This window comes from Rhodococcus sp. BP-332, from assembly GCF_019836065.1.
Lineage (GTDB): Bacteria > Actinomycetota > Actinomycetes > Mycobacteriales > Mycobacteriaceae > Rhodococcoides.
Window position 1 is genome coordinate 810,653 of record NZ_JABUEC010000003.1, and the last position, 16,584, is coordinate 827,236.

The 16,584-nt window shown below is 65.6% G+C and carries 20 protein-coding genes and 1 tRNA gene; 12 read left to right on the forward strand and 9 right to left on the reverse strand.

Features of this window, described 5'->3' with window-relative positions:
• Nucleotides 1–5: 5 nt before the first annotated feature.
• From trpA to HQ314_RS14990, 5 genes are all read left to right on the forward strand, one after another.
• Complete coding sequence (gene trpA, locus HQ314_RS14970) at nucleotides 6–809, forward strand: tryptophan synthase subunit alpha (RefSeq protein WP_374197839.1); 804 nt, start codon at nucleotides 6–8, stop codon at nucleotides 807–809.
• On the forward strand, nucleotides 809–1,819 hold the full coding sequence (gene lgt / locus HQ314_RS14975; RefSeq protein ID WP_222650526.1) for a prolipoprotein diacylglyceryl transferase: 1,011 nt from the start codon (nucleotides 809–811) through the stop codon (nucleotides 1,817–1,819). Before trpA ends, lgt begins: the two co-directional genes overlap by 1 nt.
• Nucleotides 1,797–2,507 (forward strand): TM2 domain-containing protein, encoded by a 711-nt coding sequence (locus tag HQ314_RS14980; RefSeq protein WP_222650457.1) that lies wholly within the window; start codon nucleotides 1,797–1,799, stop codon nucleotides 2,505–2,507. Before lgt ends, HQ314_RS14980 begins: the two co-directional genes overlap by 23 nt.
• 99 nt (nucleotides 2,508–2,606) lie before the next feature.
• Nucleotides 2,607–4,025 carry a pyruvate kinase gene (gene pyk / locus HQ314_RS14985; protein WP_027506780.1) on the forward strand — a complete coding sequence of 473 codons (1,419 nt, stop codon included), beginning with the start codon at nucleotides 2,607–2,609 and terminating at the stop codon, nucleotides 4,023–4,025.
• Nucleotides 4,026–4,085: 60 nt separating this feature from the next.
• Complete coding sequence (locus tag HQ314_RS14990; RefSeq protein ID WP_027506779.1) at nucleotides 4,086–4,961, forward strand: acyl-CoA thioesterase II; 876 nt, start codon at nucleotides 4,086–4,088, stop codon at nucleotides 4,959–4,961.
• On the opposite strand, the gene HQ314_RS14995 is transcribed toward HQ314_RS14990, so the two are convergent.
• The gene (locus tag HQ314_RS14995; RefSeq protein WP_027506778.1) at nucleotides 4,936–5,184 is read right to left on the reverse strand and encodes a helix-turn-helix transcriptional regulator; all 249 of its coding nucleotides are present in this window, start codon (nucleotides 5,182–5,184) and stop codon (nucleotides 4,936–4,938) included. The two genes, HQ314_RS14990 and HQ314_RS14995, sit on opposite strands and share 26 nt — an antisense overlap.
• 128 nt (nucleotides 5,185–5,312) lie before the next feature.
• Between HQ314_RS14995 and HQ314_RS15000 the strand changes: the two genes are divergently transcribed.
• Nucleotides 5,313–5,678 (forward strand): helix-turn-helix transcriptional regulator, encoded by a 366-nt coding sequence (locus HQ314_RS15000; RefSeq protein WP_082544652.1) that lies wholly within the window; start codon nucleotides 5,313–5,315, stop codon nucleotides 5,676–5,678.
• 9 nt (nucleotides 5,679–5,687) lie between these two features.
• On the opposite strand, the gene HQ314_RS15005 is transcribed toward HQ314_RS15000, so the two are convergent.
• Genes HQ314_RS15005 through HQ314_RS15015 form a run of 3 tightly spaced genes read right to left on the reverse strand, consistent with a single transcriptional unit; the run spans nucleotide 5,688 to nucleotide 7,296 of the window.
• Nucleotides 5,688–6,347, reverse strand: coding sequence for a YoaK family protein (locus HQ314_RS15005; protein ID WP_056447941.1), 660 nt, complete (start codon nucleotides 6,345–6,347; stop codon nucleotides 5,688–5,690).
• The gene (locus tag HQ314_RS15010; protein ID WP_222650458.1) at nucleotides 6,344–6,841 is read right to left on the reverse strand and encodes a DNA-deoxyinosine glycosylase; all 498 of its coding nucleotides are present in this window, start codon (nucleotides 6,839–6,841) and stop codon (nucleotides 6,344–6,346) included. The genes HQ314_RS15005 and HQ314_RS15010 overlap by 4 nt, the downstream gene beginning before the upstream one ends.
• Nucleotides 6,838–7,296, reverse strand: coding sequence for an anthrone oxygenase family protein (locus HQ314_RS15015; protein ID WP_308119418.1), 459 nt, complete (start codon nucleotides 7,294–7,296; stop codon nucleotides 6,838–6,840). Before HQ314_RS15015 ends, HQ314_RS15010 begins: the two co-directional genes overlap by 4 nt.
• Before the next feature lie 72 nt (nucleotides 7,297–7,368).
• Between HQ314_RS15015 and HQ314_RS15020 the strand changes: the two genes are divergently transcribed.
• The 4 genes from HQ314_RS15020 (at nucleotide 7,369) to HQ314_RS15030 (ending at nucleotide 9,817) form a co-directional block, all read left to right on the forward strand.
• The gene (locus tag HQ314_RS15020; RefSeq protein ID WP_222650459.1) at nucleotides 7,369–7,746 is read left to right on the forward strand and encodes a hypothetical protein; all 378 of its coding nucleotides are present in this window, start codon (nucleotides 7,369–7,371) and stop codon (nucleotides 7,744–7,746) included.
• Between the two features lie 62 nt (nucleotides 7,747–7,808).
• A complete protein-coding gene (locus HQ314_RS15025; protein ID WP_222650460.1) occupies nucleotides 7,809–8,504 on the forward strand; it encodes a DUF2510 domain-containing protein in 696 nt (231 codons plus the stop codon).
• Between the two features lie 304 nt (nucleotides 8,505–8,808).
• Nucleotides 8,809–9,030 carry a hypothetical protein gene (locus HQ314_RS21435; RefSeq protein WP_261781658.1) on the forward strand — a complete coding sequence of 74 codons (222 nt, stop codon included), beginning with the start codon at nucleotides 8,809–8,811 and terminating at the stop codon, nucleotides 9,028–9,030.
• A 73-nt stretch (nucleotides 9,031–9,103) separates the two neighbouring features.
• Nucleotides 9,104–9,817: a site-specific integrase gene (locus HQ314_RS15030; protein WP_261781659.1), complete on the forward strand. Its 714-nt coding sequence runs from the start codon at nucleotides 9,104–9,106 to the stop codon at nucleotides 9,815–9,817.
• Here the strand turns inward: HQ314_RS15030 and HQ314_RS15035 are convergent.
• Together HQ314_RS15035 and HQ314_RS15040 are read right to left on the reverse strand one after the other, a co-directional pair.
• Nucleotides 9,803–10,858, reverse strand: a complete 1,056-nt coding sequence (locus HQ314_RS15035) for a DUF4062 domain-containing protein (protein ID WP_222650461.1) — start codon at nucleotides 10,856–10,858, stop codon at nucleotides 9,803–9,805. The two genes, HQ314_RS15030 and HQ314_RS15035, sit on opposite strands and share 15 nt — an antisense overlap.
• Nucleotides 10,859–11,196: 338 nt before the next feature.
• A tRNA-Leu gene (locus HQ314_RS15040) sits at nucleotides 11,197–11,273 on the reverse strand.
• Between the two features lie 149 nt (nucleotides 11,274–11,422).
• On the opposite strand from HQ314_RS15040, the gene HQ314_RS15045 reads away from it, so the two are divergent.
• Together HQ314_RS15045 and HQ314_RS15050 are read left to right on the forward strand one after the other, a co-directional pair.
• Complete coding sequence (locus HQ314_RS15045) at nucleotides 11,423–12,028, forward strand: ANTAR domain-containing response regulator (RefSeq protein ID WP_027506773.1); 606 nt, start codon at nucleotides 11,423–11,425, stop codon at nucleotides 12,026–12,028.
• 189 nt (nucleotides 12,029–12,217) lie between these two features.
• Nucleotides 12,218–13,555 (forward strand): ABC transporter substrate-binding protein, encoded by a 1,338-nt coding sequence (locus HQ314_RS15050; protein WP_027506772.1) that lies wholly within the window; start codon nucleotides 12,218–12,220, stop codon nucleotides 13,553–13,555.
• Between the two features lie 212 nt (nucleotides 13,556–13,767).
• Here HQ314_RS15050 and HQ314_RS15055 read toward each other — a convergent pair whose 3' ends face one another.
• From HQ314_RS15055 to HQ314_RS15065, 3 genes are read right to left on the reverse strand one after another with little or no spacing between them, the layout of a single operon-like run.
• Nucleotides 13,768–14,592 carry an ABC transporter ATP-binding protein gene (locus tag HQ314_RS15055; protein WP_027506771.1) on the reverse strand — a complete coding sequence of 275 codons (825 nt, stop codon included), beginning with the start codon at nucleotides 14,590–14,592 and terminating at the stop codon, nucleotides 13,768–13,770.
• Nucleotides 14,589–15,602 carry an ABC transporter ATP-binding protein gene (locus HQ314_RS15060; protein ID WP_027506770.1) on the reverse strand — a complete coding sequence of 338 codons (1,014 nt, stop codon included), beginning with the start codon at nucleotides 15,600–15,602 and terminating at the stop codon, nucleotides 14,589–14,591. The genes HQ314_RS15055 and HQ314_RS15060 overlap by 4 nt, the downstream gene beginning before the upstream one ends.
• Nucleotides 15,592–16,584, reverse strand: a complete 993-nt coding sequence (locus HQ314_RS15065; protein ID WP_027506769.1) for a branched-chain amino acid ABC transporter permease — start codon at nucleotides 16,582–16,584, stop codon at nucleotides 15,592–15,594. The genes HQ314_RS15060 and HQ314_RS15065 overlap by 11 nt, the downstream gene beginning before the upstream one ends.

Here is a 16,584-nt window from a genome sequence, read left to right on the forward strand (position 1 = left end):
TCCCGGTGCACTCCGGTCCGTCGCGGTTGGGCCCGGTCTTCGACCACACCCGCGGTGAGCACCGCGCGGCCCTCGTCGGCTACCTGCCCGCCGGGTTCCCGACGGTGCCCGAGTCGATCGACGCCGTGCGTTCGCTCGTCGACAGCGGCTGCGACATCATCGAGGTCGGCGTCCCGTACTCCGATCCCGTCATGGACGGCCCCACCATCGCGGCCGCCGCAGGGCGCGCCCTGGCCAACGGCGCCCGCGTCCGCGACGTCTTCACCGTGGTCGAGGCCATCGCCGACGCCGGTGGCAAGGCCGTCGTCATGACGTACTGGAACCCGGTCATGAAGTACGGCGTGACCGAGTTCGCCGCGAATCTCGCGTCGGCGGGCGGCCTCGGCATGATCACGCCGGACCTGATCCCCGACGAGGCCGGCGACTGGCTCGGCGCCTCCGAGGAGCACGGGCTCGATCGCATCTTCCTCGTCGCACCGTCGTCGACGGAGGAGCGTCTCTCGCGCACCGTGCAGTCGAGCAGCGGTTTCGTCTACGCCGCGTCGACCATGGGCGTGACGGGTGCCCGCGATGCGGTGTCCTCGGCCGCGCCCGCACTGGTGTCCCGCATCCGCGTGCACTCCGACATCCCCATCGGCATCGGCCTCGGGGTGCGTTCCGGTGCCCAGGCCGCGGAGATCGCCGCGTACGCCGACGCCGTCATCGTCGGATCCGCGCTCGTCTCCGCCGTCGACCAGGGTGTCGGCGCCGTCTCCGCGCTCACCGCAGAACTCGCCGAGGGCGTGCGGTCGGCGAAGGCCGCGTCGTGATGCTCGCGGCGAACACCGCCGTGCTCGCCTACATCCCCAGTCCGCCGCAGGGCGTCTGGTACGTCGGGCCGCTCGCACTGCGGGCGTACGCCTTCTTCATCATCGTCGGCATCGTCGTCGCGATCGTGTGGGGTGACCGCCGCTGGGTCGCCCGCGGCGGCGACAAGGGGACCGTCCTCGACGTCGCCGTGTGGGCCGTGCCGTTCGGTCTCATCGGCGGCCGGCTCTACCACGTCATCACCGACGCGCCGACGTACTTCGGCGAGGGTGGCAATCCGATCGATGCCCTCAAGATCTGGCAGGGCGGTCTCGGCATCTGGGGCGCCGTCTTCCTGGGTGGTGTCGGCGCGTGGATCGCCTGCAGGCGACGCGGGATACCGCTCCCGGCCTTCGGCGACGCCGTCGCGCCGGGCATCCTGCTCGCGCAGGCCATCGGCCGCATCGGCAACTACTTCAACCAGGAGCTCTACGGACGCGACACCACCCTGCCGTGGGGCCTCGAGATCTACGAACGCGTCGACGCCAACGGTCGGGTCGACTCCCTCGCCGGCGTCTCCACCGGGATCGTCGAGCGGGTCGTGCATCCGACGTTCCTGTACGAACTGTTGTGGAACGTCGTCGTCGTCGTGCTCCTGGTGCTGGTCGACCGTCGCTACCGCCTCGGACACGGCCGCATCTTCGCCCTGTACGTCGCGGGCTACTGCGCCGGACGCTTCGTCATCGAGCTGATGCGCAGCGACTTCGCGACGCTGATCGGCGGCATCCGCGTCAACTCGTTCACCTCCGGCATCGTCTTCCTGCTCGCGCTGGCGTACGTCGTCCTCGCGCCCAAGGGTCGTGAGGAACCGGCCACGCTGCGCACCCGGACCGACGAGGTCGAGCCTGACGGCGAGGTGACGGACGAGGCGGACGCCGATGCTCCGGCGAAGGACGAGGACCGATCCACCGACGAGGTGACCACCCCGACGACGAGTGAGGACGAGGGACGTGACCGATCCGGACAAGCCTGACCTGACGAAGAAGTCGACCGGCTCGGACCCCGTGGGGTCCGACGACGTCACCGGGAGCACTCCCGGTCCGGGGTGGAACACCAACGCCAGTTTCGGCGAGGGTCCGGGTTCCGGCGCCTACCCGTCCTACCCGTCGCCGGGGACGTACCCCGAACCGTCGGCCGGTGACACGGCTGCCTTCGGCTACCCGGTCGGCGAGTACGGCTCCTGGAATCGTGAGCCCGAGTCGACGGACTGGTCCGCACGGCCGGCCGCGGACACCCCGTACGCCCAGCCGCAGTACGCCCAGCCGCAGTACGGGCAGCCCCAGTACGGTCAGCAGCCGCAGTACGGGCAGCCACCGTTCGCGGGCGGCCACGGCGTCGATCCGATGGCGCCGTTCGGTCGAGACATGGGGACGGGTGAACCGTTCGGCGACAAGTCGAAGGTGACGGCAGGTGTTCTCCAGTTGGCCCCGCTGCTCTTCGGTCTGCCGCTCGGCATCGGCCGGTTCTACATCGGCTCGACGGTGCTCGGCGTCGCGCAGCTCGTGTCGTTCATCGTGAGCGTCCTGCTGACCGTGACGATCATCGGCGCGTTGATCGGTATCCCGCTCTACGCGGCCGTCTGGCTGTGGTGCCTCGTCGACGGCATCGTGATGCTCGTGAGCAAGGTCCGCGACGGGAACGGCCGACTTCTCAAACCCTGAACGACCTCCCGGTTAACTACTGGCCAGTAGCCCAATTGTCAGGACATAGAGCGGCGTCGTCGATAGGAATCGGGTCCGGCGGGGACTAGGCTTGCGCCCGTGACCCGACGGACGAAGATCGTATGCACCCTGGGACCGGCGACTGCCACCGACGAGAGAATCAAGGAACTCGTCGAGAGCGGAATGGATGTGGCTCGGCTGAATTTCAGCCACGGCGACTACCCCGACCACGAGGCGAACTACAAGCGGGTGCGTGCGGCGTCGAACGCCACCGGGAAGGCCGTGGGCATCCTCGCCGACCTGCAGGGTCCGAAGATCCGGCTCGGCCGGTTCAAGGAGGGCAAGACCACCTGGGCCAACGGTGAGCTGATCCGCATCACGGTCGAGGAGTGCGAGGGCACCCACGATCGGGTCTCCACCACCTACAAGGAACTCGCGCAGGACGCCAAGGAAGGCGATCGCCTCCTCGTCGACGACGGCAAGGTCGGTCTGGTCGTCACCGGTGTCGAGGGCAACGACGTCCTCTGCCGCGTGACCGAGGGCGGCCCCGTCAGCAACAACAAGGGCGTGTCCCTCCCCGGCATGGACGTGTCGGTTCCCGCCATGTCGGACAAGGACACCGAGGATCTCGAGTTCGCTCTGGCCCTGGGAGTCGACTTCATCGCACTGTCGTTCGTGCGGTCGCCGGCCGACGTCGAGCTGGTGCACGCGATCATGGACCGGGTGGGCCGCCGGGTCCCCGTCATCGCCAAGATCGAGAAGCCGGAAGCGGTCGACAACCTCGAGGCCATCGTCCTCGCGTTCGACGCGGTGATGGTCGCGCGTGGTGACCTCGGTGTCGAGCTCCCGCTCGAGCAGGTGCCGCTGGTGCAGAAGCGCGCCATCCAGATCGCGCGCGCCAACGCCAAGCCTGTCATCGTCGCCACGCAGATGCTCGAGTCGATGATCGAGAACTCGCGTCCCACCCGCGCGGAGGCGTCCGACGTCGCGAACGCGGTGCTCGACGGCACCGACGCCGTCATGCTGTCCGGCGAGACCTCCGTCGGCAAGTTCGTCATGGAGACGGTGCGCACGATGGCACGCATCGTGGAGACCGTCGAGATGGAGGGCGACGCGGTTCCGGCGCTCACCCACACTCCGCGCACCAAGCGCGGCGTCATCTCCTACGCGGCTCGCGACATCGGAGAGCGGCTCGACGCACGCGCTCTCGTCGCCTTCACGCAGTCCGGTGACACCGTGCGGCGCATGGCGCGTCTGCATTCGCGGCTGCCGCTGCTGGCCTTCACGTCCATCCCCGAGGTGCGCAGTCAGCTCGCTCTGACCTGGGGCACCGAGACGTTCCTGGTGCCGTTCGTCGACACCACCGACGGCATGGTGCGTGAGGTCGACAAGTCGTTGCTCGAGCTCGACCGTTATCACCGCGGCGACCAGGTCGTGATCGTCGCCGGTGCGCCTCCCGGCACTGTAGGCTCCACCAACTTGATCCACGTGCACCGAATCGGAGAAGAGGACCGGTAAGTGACCGAACTGGGGGGAACGGTCGACAGACCGGAATCGGCGCGTCGGGGGGACGCGCCGATCGCCACGGCGGGGCGCTCACGCGACCTCGACGTGTTGCTGGACATCCTCGACCTCACGGAGGTCGACGAGAACACCTACGTCGGCCGTCACCCGGCAGAGGTCGGGAGCAGAACGTTCGGCGGACAGCTGGTCGCCCAGGCGCTGGTCGCGGCCGGCCGCACCGTCAGCGGGGCGAGGCCGATCCACGCCATCAACGCACACTTCATTCGCGGCGGAGATGTCAAGCGAGACATCACTTTCCGCGTGGAACGTCATCGTGACGGCCGCGCCTTCGCCAACCGTCAGGTGACGGCTTACCAGGGTGACGAGGAGCTGTTCGTCATGCTCGCCGCCTACCAGGACTCGCGCGGCGGCCTCGAGCACAGCGTCGAGTGGCCCGAGGTGGAGTACCCGGAATCGCTGCCGCCGCTGGGCAACCACTTCGACGGGTACGAGGACCGTCTGAAGATGTTCGTGGACGCGCTGAAGCCGATCGACATGCGGTACGCCAATGATCCGGCCTGGATCATGAAGGGCACCGGAGAACGGTCGAACCACAACAGGGTATGGATGAAGTCCGACGGACCGTTGCCCGACGATCCCGCTCTGCACGTCGCCACGATGGGATACGCGTCGGACACGACGGTGCTCGACTCGATCATCACCACACACGGTCTGTCCTGGGGTTTCGACCGCATCGTGGCCGCGACAGTGAACCATTCCATCTGGTTCCACCGTCCGTTCCGCTTCGACGAGTGGATGCTCTACGCCACCGAGTCGCCGGTCGCCGCGGGGTCCCGCGGACTGGCCACCGGCCGATTCTTCTCGCGCGGAGGAGAATTGGTGGCGACCGTGGTGCAGGAAGGGCTCATCCGCCATTTCCCGGCACGATGACGCGGTCGTCGGTCACCACGAAGACGTCGTCGAAGCGGTCGGTCCCGAACTCCGAGAGCAGGCCGGCGATGAATTTCGTTCCGGGCGCGCACTTCCCGCTGAGAATGCGGGAGACCGTGGCCGGGTCGACCCCGATGCGTTCGGCCAGTTGCCCGTCGGTCGTGATGTGAGCGAAGCGCCGTAGTCGTTCCAGCCCGTCGCGGTCCAGCTCGAGATTCGCCATCGATTCCCCCCGGTGATCGATCGTGTCGCGCTCGTTGCGCGCACGAGACGAAAGGTACACATGCACTGGCGGGCGGGCAATCGACACACTGCGCGTGAACTTGCGTCCGTGTCAGTAGTGTTCGCGCCATGGATCAGACGTCCGGGGTGGGGGAGACGTGGTGGGAGTATCTGAACCGCGTCACAGACAGAGCATCACAAGTGGAGATCGCGCGGGCTGCAGGGGTGGACCCCGCGTCGGTCTCGAGATGGAAACTGGGGAAGAACACGCCGAGTGCGGATCGCGTGATCGCGGTCGCACGGCACTTCGGTCGGAATCCGGTGGAGGCGCTCGTCGTCGCGCGCTACCTCGAGCCTCGAGAAGTCGACGCGTCGATCGAGTTGGCCGCCAGCGCCGCCGCGCTGACGGACGACGAGTTGATCACGGCCGTCCGACGTCGACTCGAGCTGGCGCGGGGCATGGTCGCATCGGGGTCACCGGTGAGCCACGACTGACCGGGGTGTTCAGGGCGTGCGCTCGTCGATGACGAAGATCGCGAGCGTCGCCGCCAACACCGCGGCCGGTATCCACGCGGCGCGGACGCCGACGGACCCGGTCGCGGCGGCGCCGGCCAGTGCGCCGAGGACGAACACGGCGATCACGGCGCTGTAGACACCGAACGCCCGTCGGCCGGCGGAGTCGCGGTCGACGATCGCAGCGAAGCCGGCCTCGGTCACGCGCATCAGATTTCCGGTCATCGCGATCGCGATGTAGTTGAGATCGCCGATGTTCCGGAACAGGGCGATCTGCAGCGCGGCGATGAACGAGATCGGCACGGTGACCAGCGCATTCGGCACCGTGGCGGGTACGAAGCCCACCACGGCGAGGATGGCTGCCTGCGCCGCGATGGACCACCGGATCGGCCGGTGCACTCGGCGTTCGGCGCGTCCCGTCTTGATGACGTTGGCGATCGAGACACCGACCACGAACGCGAGGATCGGCCAGAGGTGTTGGGCCGCGTCCCGCCAGTGCGTCCGAGACACCTCGATCGCCAGGAAGATCACGTTGCCCGTCTGCGCGTTGGCGAAGACGCCGCCTCGGCTGACGTAGGTGTAGGCATCGAGGAACCCGCTCGCGGCGGTGACGAGGAGCGCGAAGCGCAGACTCGAGGCCGTCGCGGTCACCGGTCTTCCCTCGCGACGATGCGCCAGGCGTCGACCTTCGCCGCCGTGCTCAGGGCGGCATGGGCAGGGCTGGTGGACGGCAGACGGAACGTCTCGACGGGCCGGGACAGCGCCACGTGGCGAGCGAACAGCCGCGCCGCCGCGGCGCCGTTGAACACGATGCGGTCCAGGGTGGGGTGGGCCGTGAGCAGCGCGTCGATGTCGTTCGGCACCACCGTGTCGCTCTCGATGGCCGAGTCGAGACTGCCCTCGCGAGTGCACAGTTCGAGAACGTCCCACACCGCGACGCCCGCGGCCGTGAGTGCGCGCACGCGCTCCGCGTACCCGGCATCCCCGGGTAGGTGGAAGAGATGAGTCATGATGGGCCAGAACGCATTCCGCGGATGGGCGTAGTACTGCTCGGCCGTCAGCGACGCGACCCCCGGCATGGAACCGAGCACCAGCGTGCGAGGCGAGTCGCCGACGAGCGGGGCGAAGCCGTGCACCACCGTCATGCTGCGACACCGGCGACGACGAACAGCACCGACGCACCCAGTCCCGCGATCACGCGGACGTGGTTCCACCGGGTCCACCGAGTGAGGTATTCGGGCCACACGTCCTCCGCGGCAGCGAGCCGAACGTTGAGCGGCACGTTGACGGCGACGGTCACGCCGAGGCAACCCGCGACGTAGAGCGCCGCCGCCGCTGCGACGAGAACGGCGGGTGTGCCAGGCTCGAGGAACGCGGTGACGGCGGCGAGGACCGATGCCGCCGCGGTACCGAACAGCAGGACCATGAAGACGGGAGCGACGATGACCACGTTCACGCGCGTCATCACCGCCGTGGCGGCGGACGCGGGCTGTACGCCCAGCGCCGGCATCACGGCGATGGAGAAGGCCAGCAGGACGCCGGCCACCGCAGCGGAACCGACACCCGCCGCGACGACGGCGGCGGAGAGCAGAACGGACACGACGGAGCCTTTCGATGATGCGGCGGTTCTGTCGTCCCATCAGATCACGGTGCCCACCGCCGGGGTCGTCCGATGATCGTCACGAGTGCCTTCTTCGCCGACTACGCGCGCCAGTCGGACCAGAAGCTCGACGTGCTCGGCGGCATCTGGGACTGGTGTGTGCTCCCGTCCCTCGCGCAGCCCGTCGAGGCCTACCTGGTGGTCCTGCTGCAGCGTGGCCCCGACGACGTGTCGGGTGAGCGGGTACGGGTGGAGATCACGGACGGCGAGGACGAGCCTCTGCACGTGTTCGAACTGCCCGTCGCCGGTCACCTCGAGGGGGAGCAGCAGGCTGTGGCGTTCCCGATCTCCTTCGCATGCCGACGGGTGGGGCGCCACGTGCTGCGCCTGACGACGGGGGCGGCCGATCCGGGATTCGCGTTGTCCCTGGATGTTCGGTCGATGACCTGAGAGCGACCGAACACGCCGGGACTGTCAGCCACACTCGAAACCGTCCGGTTTACTATCTACCCATGACAGAAGGTGGTGCGCCCGCGGGTTGGTTCGATGACGGGCACGGATCCGTTCGCTGGTGGGACGGCACACAATGGACTGAGCATGTACAGCCGGCCGCTAGGTCCGCAAACAGTTTCACTCAGAGTGCGGCACGGCTTGGCCGTAGTGTTCTCGCCAAAGATGATCCCTCGTCGGATCCGAATGCGCTGTGGTCGGCGGTGGGCAAGCCACTGTCTGGGATCGGGGGCGGGCGATACAAGCTGACTGCCGAGTATCTTCATTTCGAACGCGGAACAATCTCTACCAGAGCGCAGCAAATACGCACACACGAGATACATGATGTCGACGCGAGTCAGACCATGACGCAGAAGGCGCGTGGCGTCGGAACGATCGTTTTATGGGCCAACAGGACCGGAAGCGGGCAGAGCGAACGCGTCGAACTGGTCGACGTACCGAATTTCCGGGAAGGCGTAGCACTGCTCAACAGGGTTTCGAACGAGGCGAGAGATAACTTGCGGTTGAAGGAGCGCACGCAAACGGTGAACTACTCGTCCGCGGTCCCAGCCCGTGACCCCGCTCCCGTGAACTCGGCCAAGAACCCCGACCTCGACTTGAACTCGGAGATTGCAAAGCTGGCGGCTTATCGGGAAACGGGCATTCTGACAGAGGATGAATTTATCGCCGCCAAGAGAAAATTATTGGGCTTGGAATAGAGGCAGGGCAATTAATATCTCGTCACCCGAGTATGTTGTTCAGGTAGGCGAACGCCGCATTGTCGCTTCTATCACTGGTGTGCGGGCCCAACGATCTGGGCCGATTGAATCCATGGGCTGAGGTCGATTCTCGTGTGCTGCACCCCCATAGGCGCGGATTGCTCGAGGCTGACCAACGCGAGGGAGCGACCTGCCCTTCTGGTACCACGTCGCCGGATGGTCGCGGTCGATGGACATCCAGGTTGCACGCGGAGCCATGAGGAAGCGACAGTTGTCGAGTAGCGTCGCATCCTTCCGGTGCTACGTGCTCGACGACTTCGGCGGGCGCGCAGTCGGTAGCATCACGCCCCGGCAGTGCGAGAACTACCTCGCCGAACTCGTTGCACGCGGCATCGCTCCCAAAACCGTCAAACACGCGTGGTCGGCGTTCAAACGAGTGCTGAAAGACGCCCCGCAACACGACGCCATCGAGTCCAACTCAGCAGAGCGCGTGGAGTTCGGCGGCGGTCACGCGGTGCGACCATGAGAAGTTCGACATCACACACTGACCGGCGAGCAGGTGGGCCAGGGTTGCGGCCATCGTTGGGGAGCGCCACCCCATGTACGAACTCATGGGGTTGTTCTTGGCGTACTCGGGACTGCGCAGCGCGGAATGCAGCGGCCTAGAGATCGCTGATCTTGCGTTCACCACGGCACCGGGCGAGACGCGTTGCCTGGTGCACGTGCGACGGACCAAGGCTCGCCGCGCGGGAGTGTGGAAGGCGACTACGCCGAAGTCGCGGAGGAGTCGGCGATCCGTTCCGCTGCCGCCCTGGCTGGCCGAGCGGATGCGCGCGTACGTGGTTGACCGTCCCAACGCGGACGACCCCGCAGCGCCGTTGTGGCCCAGCCGGGGCGTGGGTGGTGCTCGCCGTGCCGGTCAAGCGGCGGTGGCCCCGTTGGACTGGTCTGAGCCGATTCACCTGAGCACGTTCTACAACACAATCCTGCGTCCGGCATATGCGGCAGCAGGCCTCCCGGTCAGCCAACCAGCGACAGGCACGCAACCCGCGCGGCTCGGCGTCCGGCTGCACGACCTCCGACACACGTTCGCCACGATGCAGCTCATGGCAGGTGTGCACTTCCTACAGGTGAGCCGATGGCTCGGCCACGGCCAGGCGTCGCTCACCCTCGACGTCTATGGCGATTGGATTCCGGCCGAAGACGGCGGCGCGGGTAAGCAACTCCCCGAACCAGCCGCCCCCTCAGTCGCTACACCGGCGGAGGAGAGGATCGCAAAACTAACGAACGTGGTGCAGTTATTCGGTCGGTGAGGTCTCGGGTCGCTTGATCGCTCGGAGGATAGCAAGATGCCGCAGCCCCTTGCTGGTCAATTTCAAATACTTATTGTCATCCTGAACGCCGCGCTTCTTAACACCCGAATCAATCAGTCCAAGCGCACGCAACTGAAACTCAACCGTTTCCCAATCAGCTCGTTCGAGTATGGATTCAGAAGACTGTGACTCCTCTGGAATTTCGTCGAGGTCTGCATCGGTGAGATGTTTCACAAGTTCGTCGTCGCAACGATCCTTCACTTGTTCGACCGTTGCCTCGTCTATCAGCAATGCTCCAATTGATCCGAATATTTCGTCCCATGTCAGTTTTACATTGAAGCTAACGTATTCCCATTTTCTCCCTCTAGGAAGAAAGTATTTCACTCTCAATGGAATTGATATTTCGTCCTCGCCTTGGGCTAGTTTCGTTGTGTCTTCAACGAGGGATCTCTCGGCTTCGGCCTGGGCGGTGCGTGCCGCATCCAATTCCTTGCGCAGATCCAGAATTTCTTTTTCTGTTTCGACCGTCATGGCTTTATCGCCACGAATCCAACCGACACGCGGTTTTCTCCTCGTCGCCTGTATGAGGCTTGTTACTACTAGTCCGCCCAGTTCTTCCGGTGAGCCGAAGAAGTTTACCGGACGGGACTTGACCTTTTCGCGGAACAATTCAAGCAATTCACGCGCGTCCTCTTTATGCTCGGTGTGACTATCAGGAATGCTCCCTGGATCCTTGTGGACAAAACCCAGTACCGGGATACCACTCTCTACGGCGTAGTCATACTCTTTTTCCGTATAACTAATTCCGTCAGCGTCGATGATGCTGCCGTAACGGCCAGCTACTACTACGACATAGTAATCGCTCTGGTCAATGACTTGCTTGATAAGCTCCCACTGGTCGTCATCTGCGGACGGAAACATCTCCATACCGGCAGGTAAGTGATCCATCCGCAGAATGCTTTGGATGACGGCTGCGCGCTCTTTCGTCAGATCCGTGTATGTGGAACTGACAAACACCTGGTATCGCTTTTCCTCGACCACGGTCAGATAACCTCAGCTTGAGCATCAATGGCAATTGCGGACCCGTCAGAAGACCCGTCGGCGCCGTTGTACAATTGCGCGACGTCCGCAAACGCGTTGTTCCGCTTTTCGCTCAAACTGCGCTTCCATGTGCACCTTCGGTCGTACGCATCGCTCGTTCTGAGCCACAACTGGGCCACCCAACCGTCCGAGTGTTCTGAAGCGTCTCCGGTCATATCGGGAAGTCTGACACAGCCGTCTTGTTGACACTGTGCCCCGCTGGTGACCGGGGTGGAGCCGGGTTGAGTGCGTCCACGACGCCTTGCGTGGCGTTATAAAACGCCCCTGCCTGCATGTACTGGTGCCCTCGGTGAGACTCGAACTCACACTGCACGGGTTTTGAATCCGTTTCCTCTGCCAATTGGGATACGAGGGCGAACCGCTCGCGGGGCGAGCTGGTGCGGTCACCGAGTGTAGAAGATCGGTGCCGGCTGCGGTGCACCGGTACCCTGACGACGGCCCGGGCGCAGCGTCGAGAACGGCGCCGCCGCGGGGGAGCAGTGCATCGAGGGAGGGCGAGTCAGCGTGAACACACCGGCACCGTCGCAGCCACGTCGTGTGGTGGTCGCGGAGGACGAGTCACTCATTCGGCTGGACCTCGTGGAGATGTTGCGCGAGGAGGGGTACGACGTCGTCGGCGAGGCCGCGGACGGTCAGGAAGCGGTGGACCTCGTCCGCGCCCTGGTTCCGGATCTGGTGATCATGGACGTGAAGATGCCGCGTCGAGACGGTATCGACGCGGCCTCCGAGATCGCCGCGGCTCGGTTGGCTCCGGTCGTGATCCTGACGGCCTTCAGCCAGCGCGAACTCGTCGAGAGGGCCCGCGACGCCGGCGCCATGGCGTATCTGGTGAAGCCCTTCACGAAGGCGGACCTGGTGCCCGCCGTGGAACTGGCCGCCAGCCGGTTCACCGAGATCTCCGCGCTGGAGACCGAGATCGCGGATCTCCACGACCGCCTCGACACGCGCAAACTCATCGAGCGCGCCAAGGGTCTGCTGATGACGTCCCAGTCGCTCTCCGAGCCGGAGGCCTTCACGTGGATCCAGCGGGCCGCGATGGACCGCCGCACCACCATGAAAGCGGTCGCCTCCGTCGTCATCGAGACGCTCGGAGACGCCCCCGTCGCGTGACACCGAGTGCCGTGATCCGGCCTCGAAGACTGTGCCAGGCTACGGCTGCGTTAAAACTGGCTGCGTAGACGTCACAGTAAGGTCACAGGGCTTGTTCCACGGGTCGCGAACCGTCGGGGAGCGATAGGTTCTCCTTCACGAGCGTCACGGTATCGGGTGCGTGACGCACATATTTCTAGGAGACGACAGATGGCAAGACGAACCATCGTTCGGACGGCTGCGGTGGTGAGCGTCGCTTCGCTCGCCCTGTTCGGCTGTTCCTCGAGCGACGATTCGAGTTCCGGCAGCGAAACCAGCGCTGCCGGCGGCTCTTCCGCAGCTGCGGAGGCCACCGTGGACACCGACTGCACACCCGAGCAGGCAACTGCCGGCGCGACGCCGGTGACCACTCCGCTCAAGCTCGGCACACTGCTTCCCGAGACCGGTAGCCTCGCCTTCCTCGGCCCGCCCGAGGTCGCCGGCGTGCAGCTCGCAGTCAACGACGTCAACGGCGCCGGTGGCGTTCTCGACCAGCCGATGGAGCTCATCCCCGGCGACTCGGGCGACACCACCACGGACACCGCGAACAGCACCGTCGACCGCGAGCTCGCGGCCGGCGTCAGTGTCATCCTGGGTGCAGCGTCGTCCTCGGTGTCCCTCAAGGTCATCGACAAGATCGCCAGCGCCGGCGTCGTGCAGATCTCGCCGGCCAACACCTCCGACCAGTTCGTCTGCTATGCGGACAAGGGCCAGTACTTCCGCACGGCACCGACCGATGTGCTTCAGGCACAGGCGCTCTCGCAGCTCATCGCCGAGGACGGCGGCCAGCGCGTCTCCATCCTCGCGCTCAACGACCCGTACGGTACGGGCCTGGCGAGCAACACTGTCACCAACCTCGAGGACGCCGGCATCGCGTCCGACCAGATCCAGAAGATCATCTACGACCCCAACGCGCAGTCGTTCAACGCCGAGGTGGACCAGGTGAAGAACTTCAACCCGGACGCCGTCGCCATCATCGGCTTCGAGGAGTCGGCGAAGATCATCACCCGTATGCACGAGATCGGCATCGGACCGTCGGACGGCACCGCCGTCTACGGCGTCGACGGCAACATGGGCAACGCCCTCGGCGAGTCGGTCGGACCCGGCCTGCTCGACACCATGCGTGGCACCACGCCGCTCACCGACGTGGGCGCCGGTTTCCAGGACCGTCTCAAGGCCGTCAACCCGGCTCTGGTCGACTTCAACTACGCCGGTGAGTCCTACGACGCCGTCGTGATCTCCGCCCTGGCCGCGGAGCAGGCGAAGTCCACCGCGGGTGTCGACATCGCGGCGAACATCAACTCCGTCACCAAGGACGGAACGAAGTGCACCACGTTCCAGGAGTGCCTGCCGCTGGTGAAGGCCGGAACCGACATCGACTACGACGGTGTCACCGGTGAGCTCGCGTTCACCGACGGCGGTGAGCCGTCCGTCGGCTCGTACGGCAAGCTGGTCTTCGGACCGGACAACAAGCTCACCACCGAGGACTACATCGTCGTCGGCGGCTGATCTGCAGTAGCCCGGAACGGGCCCGACTCCACTGGAGTCGGGCCCGTTCTGCTGTCGTGCTCGGGGCTCCCCGTCCGCGAGTACGTCGACAGTGCTGTGAATACGGCTCGTTGCACGGCACTTCGGACGTACTCGCCGAGGGTGAGGGGCCGCAGACAGCGAGAAGGGCGCCCCGAGCGAACTCGGAGCGCCCCTGTCGGTGTGCGCGGGTACTACTTCTTCTCTTTGCTCCCCGCCAACGTGCCGAGGTACAGCTCGATGACCTTGGGGTCGTTCATCAGGTTCGTGCCGGTGTCGGTGTACGCATTCTTGCCCTGATCCAGCACGTAGCCGCGGTCACAGATCTGGAGGCACCGGCGAGCATTCTGCTCCACCATGATGATGGAGACGCCCGCCGCGTTGATCTTCTTGCAGCGGATGAAGACCTCGTCCTGGAACATCGGAGACAGTCCGGCCGACGGCTCGTCGAGCAGCAGCACGGACGGTTCCATCATCAGCGCGCGGCCCATGGCGACCATCTGCCGCTCGCCACCGGACAGTGCGCCCGCCTTGATCTTGCGACGCTCCGACAGCAGCGGGAAAAGCTCGCTGACGAAGTCGAACCGTTCCTGGAACTTCTTCGGCCGCAGGTAGATCCCCATCTCGAGGTTCTCCTCGATGGTGAGCGAGGGGAACACGTTCTGGGTCTGCGGAACGTAACCGACGCCCTTCGTCACGAGCACGTGTGCCTCGGCGGAGGTGATGGTGTCGCCGCGCAGCGTGACGGATCCGCTGCGGATCGGGATGAGACCGAAGAGTGCCTTGAGCAACGTCGACTTGCCGGCACCGTTGGGGCCGATGATGCCGACGATCTCGCCGTCGTTCAGATAGAAGTTGCAGTCCTTCAGGATGTTCACGCCGGGGATGTATCCGGCCACCAGGTCGTCGGCACGCACGAGCGCGTCGGTGGCCAGGCGGCGGTGTTCGTCCGGTGTCGCCGCGAATTCTGCTGCGGTGAGCCCGGTTCCCCCGGATGTGGTCGCTCCGGATTCGGTCATGTCGTGGTCCTCTTGTCCGTCCCGATCTCGGGTTCGGCCGCGGAGAGATCTCCGCCCGACTCGAGTGTCTCGACCTCGGCCTGCTCGAGCGCCTCGGCCAGTTCTGCCGTGGCGCCCACAGGATTTCCGTCGGCGTCGAACTCGAGCGCCTGATCGTGGTGGCTTCCCAGGTACGCGTCGACGACGGCCTCGTTGTCCGCCAACTGCGCGGGCGCGGACTCGGCGATGACGCTGCCCTGAGCCATGACCACGACCCAGTCACTGATGTCGCGGATCACGTCCATGTCGTGCTCGACGAAGACGACGGTCATGCCGTCGTCGCGCAGCGACTTGATGTGGCCCAGAAGGCTCTGCGTCAGTGCGGGATTGACGCCGGCCATGGGCTCGTCGAGCATGACGACGGCGGGATCGGTCATGAGCGCTCGCGCCATCTCGAGCAGCTTGCGCTGTCCGCCGGAGAGGGATCCCGCGAGGTCCTCGGACTTCGCGTCGAGTTTGAATCGCGCGAGCAGTTCCCGCGCACGCTCGGTCACCTCCCGCTCCTGCGCCTTCCACGTCCACGGCATGAGCGTGTTGAAGATCCGCTCACCCTTCTGTCCCGTGGCACCGAGCCGGACGTTGTCCAGCACGGTCAGCTTCGACAGTGCCTTCGTCAGCTGGAATGTCCGCACCACACCGTGGCGCGCCACCTGGTGCGGCGTCATCCTGCCCAGCGACTTGCCGTCCATCGACCAGGACCCGGTGTCCGGCTGGTCGAACCCGGTGAGCAGGTTGAACAAGGTCGTCTTGCCGGCGCCGTTCGGGCCGATCAGGCCGGTGATGCAGCCACGCTGGATCTCGAGGTGTGCCACGTCGACGGCCTTGAGGCCACCGAAGGTCCGGGACACGCCGTCGACCACCATGGTCGGGTCGGGCTTGGCGACGCCGGGGGTGTTCGCGACGTCGGCGAACAACGCCGCGCGCACCTCGGCGCTGAGCGGCTTGCGTGCCGCGATGGTGTTACTTGGCATCGAGCTGTACCTCCCGCTTGTTGCCCAGCAGTCCCTGCGGGCGGAAGATCATCAGCACCGCGATGAGGATGCCGAGGAGGACGAATCGTGTGGCGCCGACCTGCTGTTCGGTCATCGGAATGAGCGGGTCGTCGCCGGCGGCGGCCTGACGCAGCAGCACGTCGGGGATCGACAGGAAGAACCAGAAGAGCATGGCTCCGACGACCGGACCGAAGACCGTGGCCGCACCGCCGAGGATCAGTGCGCCGAAGGCGAAGAAGGTCTGCGCCGTCGAGTAGAAGTCGGGGTTGATCGACTTGGTCTGCAGAGCGTTGAACACGCCGCCCATACCGCCGATGACGCCACCGAGGACGAGGGCCTGCATCTTGTAGACGAAGACGTTCTTGCCCAGCGAGCGGGCGGCGTCCTCGTCCTCGCGCACCGCCTTGAGGACGCGTCCCCAGGGGCTGTGCGTGAGCAGGTACACGAGTCCGCACAGGATCAGCACCAGTGACCATCCGACCACCATGGCCCACAGGTCGTCGCCGTAGAACTTCACGCCGACGAACGAGTACTGCTTGCCCGAGTCGAACGGGCTGAGGTTGGTGAACGGATCGGCGAAACCGAAGAGGCCGTTGGTCGATCCGGTGACACCGTTCGACGCGGTGGACCGGAAGACCAGTCGCAGGATCTCCGACGCCGCGATGGTGACGATGGCGAGATAGTCCGCCCGCAGTCGCAGGGTGGGGATACCGAGCACGAGCGCGAGGAGACCGGCTGCCGCGAGTCCGACGAGGATGCCGAGCCACAGCGGCTGTTCGTACGTGATGGTCATGATGCCGACGCCGTATCCGCCCAGCAGGGCGAAGCCGATCTGACCGAAGTTGAGCAGTCCTGCGTAGCCGAAGTGCAGGTTCAGTCCGATGGCGAGAAGTGCGTAGAAGATCGCGGAGGGCCCGACGAGCTGGGCCAGCGATACCTGGATTGCTCCGATGATGTCCAT

Coding starts and splice junctions, on each gene's coding strand:
- lgt (WP_222650526.1), top strand. CDS start 809: ATGCTCGCGGCGAACACCGCCGTGCTCGCCTACATCCCCAGTCCGCCG.
- HQ314_RS14995 (WP_027506778.1), bottom strand. CDS start 5,184: ATGGCGAATCTCGAGCTGGACCGCGACGGGCTGGAACGACTACGGCGC.
- HQ314_RS15000 (WP_082544652.1), top strand. CDS start 5,313: ATGGATCAGACGTCCGGGGTGGGGGAGACGTGGTGGGAGTATCTGAAC.
- HQ314_RS15010 (WP_222650458.1), bottom strand. CDS start 6,841: ATGACGGTGGTGCACGGCTTCGCCCCGCTCGTCGGCGACTCGCCTCGC.
- HQ314_RS15020 (WP_222650459.1), top strand. CDS start 7,369: ATGATCGTCACGAGTGCCTTCTTCGCCGACTACGCGCGCCAGTCGGAC.
- HQ314_RS15025 (WP_222650460.1), top strand. CDS start 7,809: ATGACAGAAGGTGGTGCGCCCGCGGGTTGGTTCGATGACGGGCACGGA.
- HQ314_RS15030 (WP_261781659.1), top strand. CDS start 9,104: ATGTACGAACTCATGGGGTTGTTCTTGGCGTACTCGGGACTGCGCAGC.
- HQ314_RS15050 (WP_027506772.1), top strand. CDS start 12,218: ATGGCAAGACGAACCATCGTTCGGACGGCTGCGGTGGTGAGCGTCGCT.
- HQ314_RS15055 (WP_027506771.1), bottom strand. CDS start 14,592: ATGACCGAATCCGGAGCGACCACATCCGGGGGAACCGGGCTCACCGCA.
- HQ314_RS15060 (WP_027506770.1), bottom strand. CDS start 15,602: ATGCCAAGTAACACCATCGCGGCACGCAAGCCGCTCAGCGCCGAGGTG.
- HQ314_RS15065 (WP_027506769.1), bottom strand. CDS start 16,584: ATGGACATCATCGGAGCAATCCAGGTATCGCTGGCCCAGCTCGTCGGG.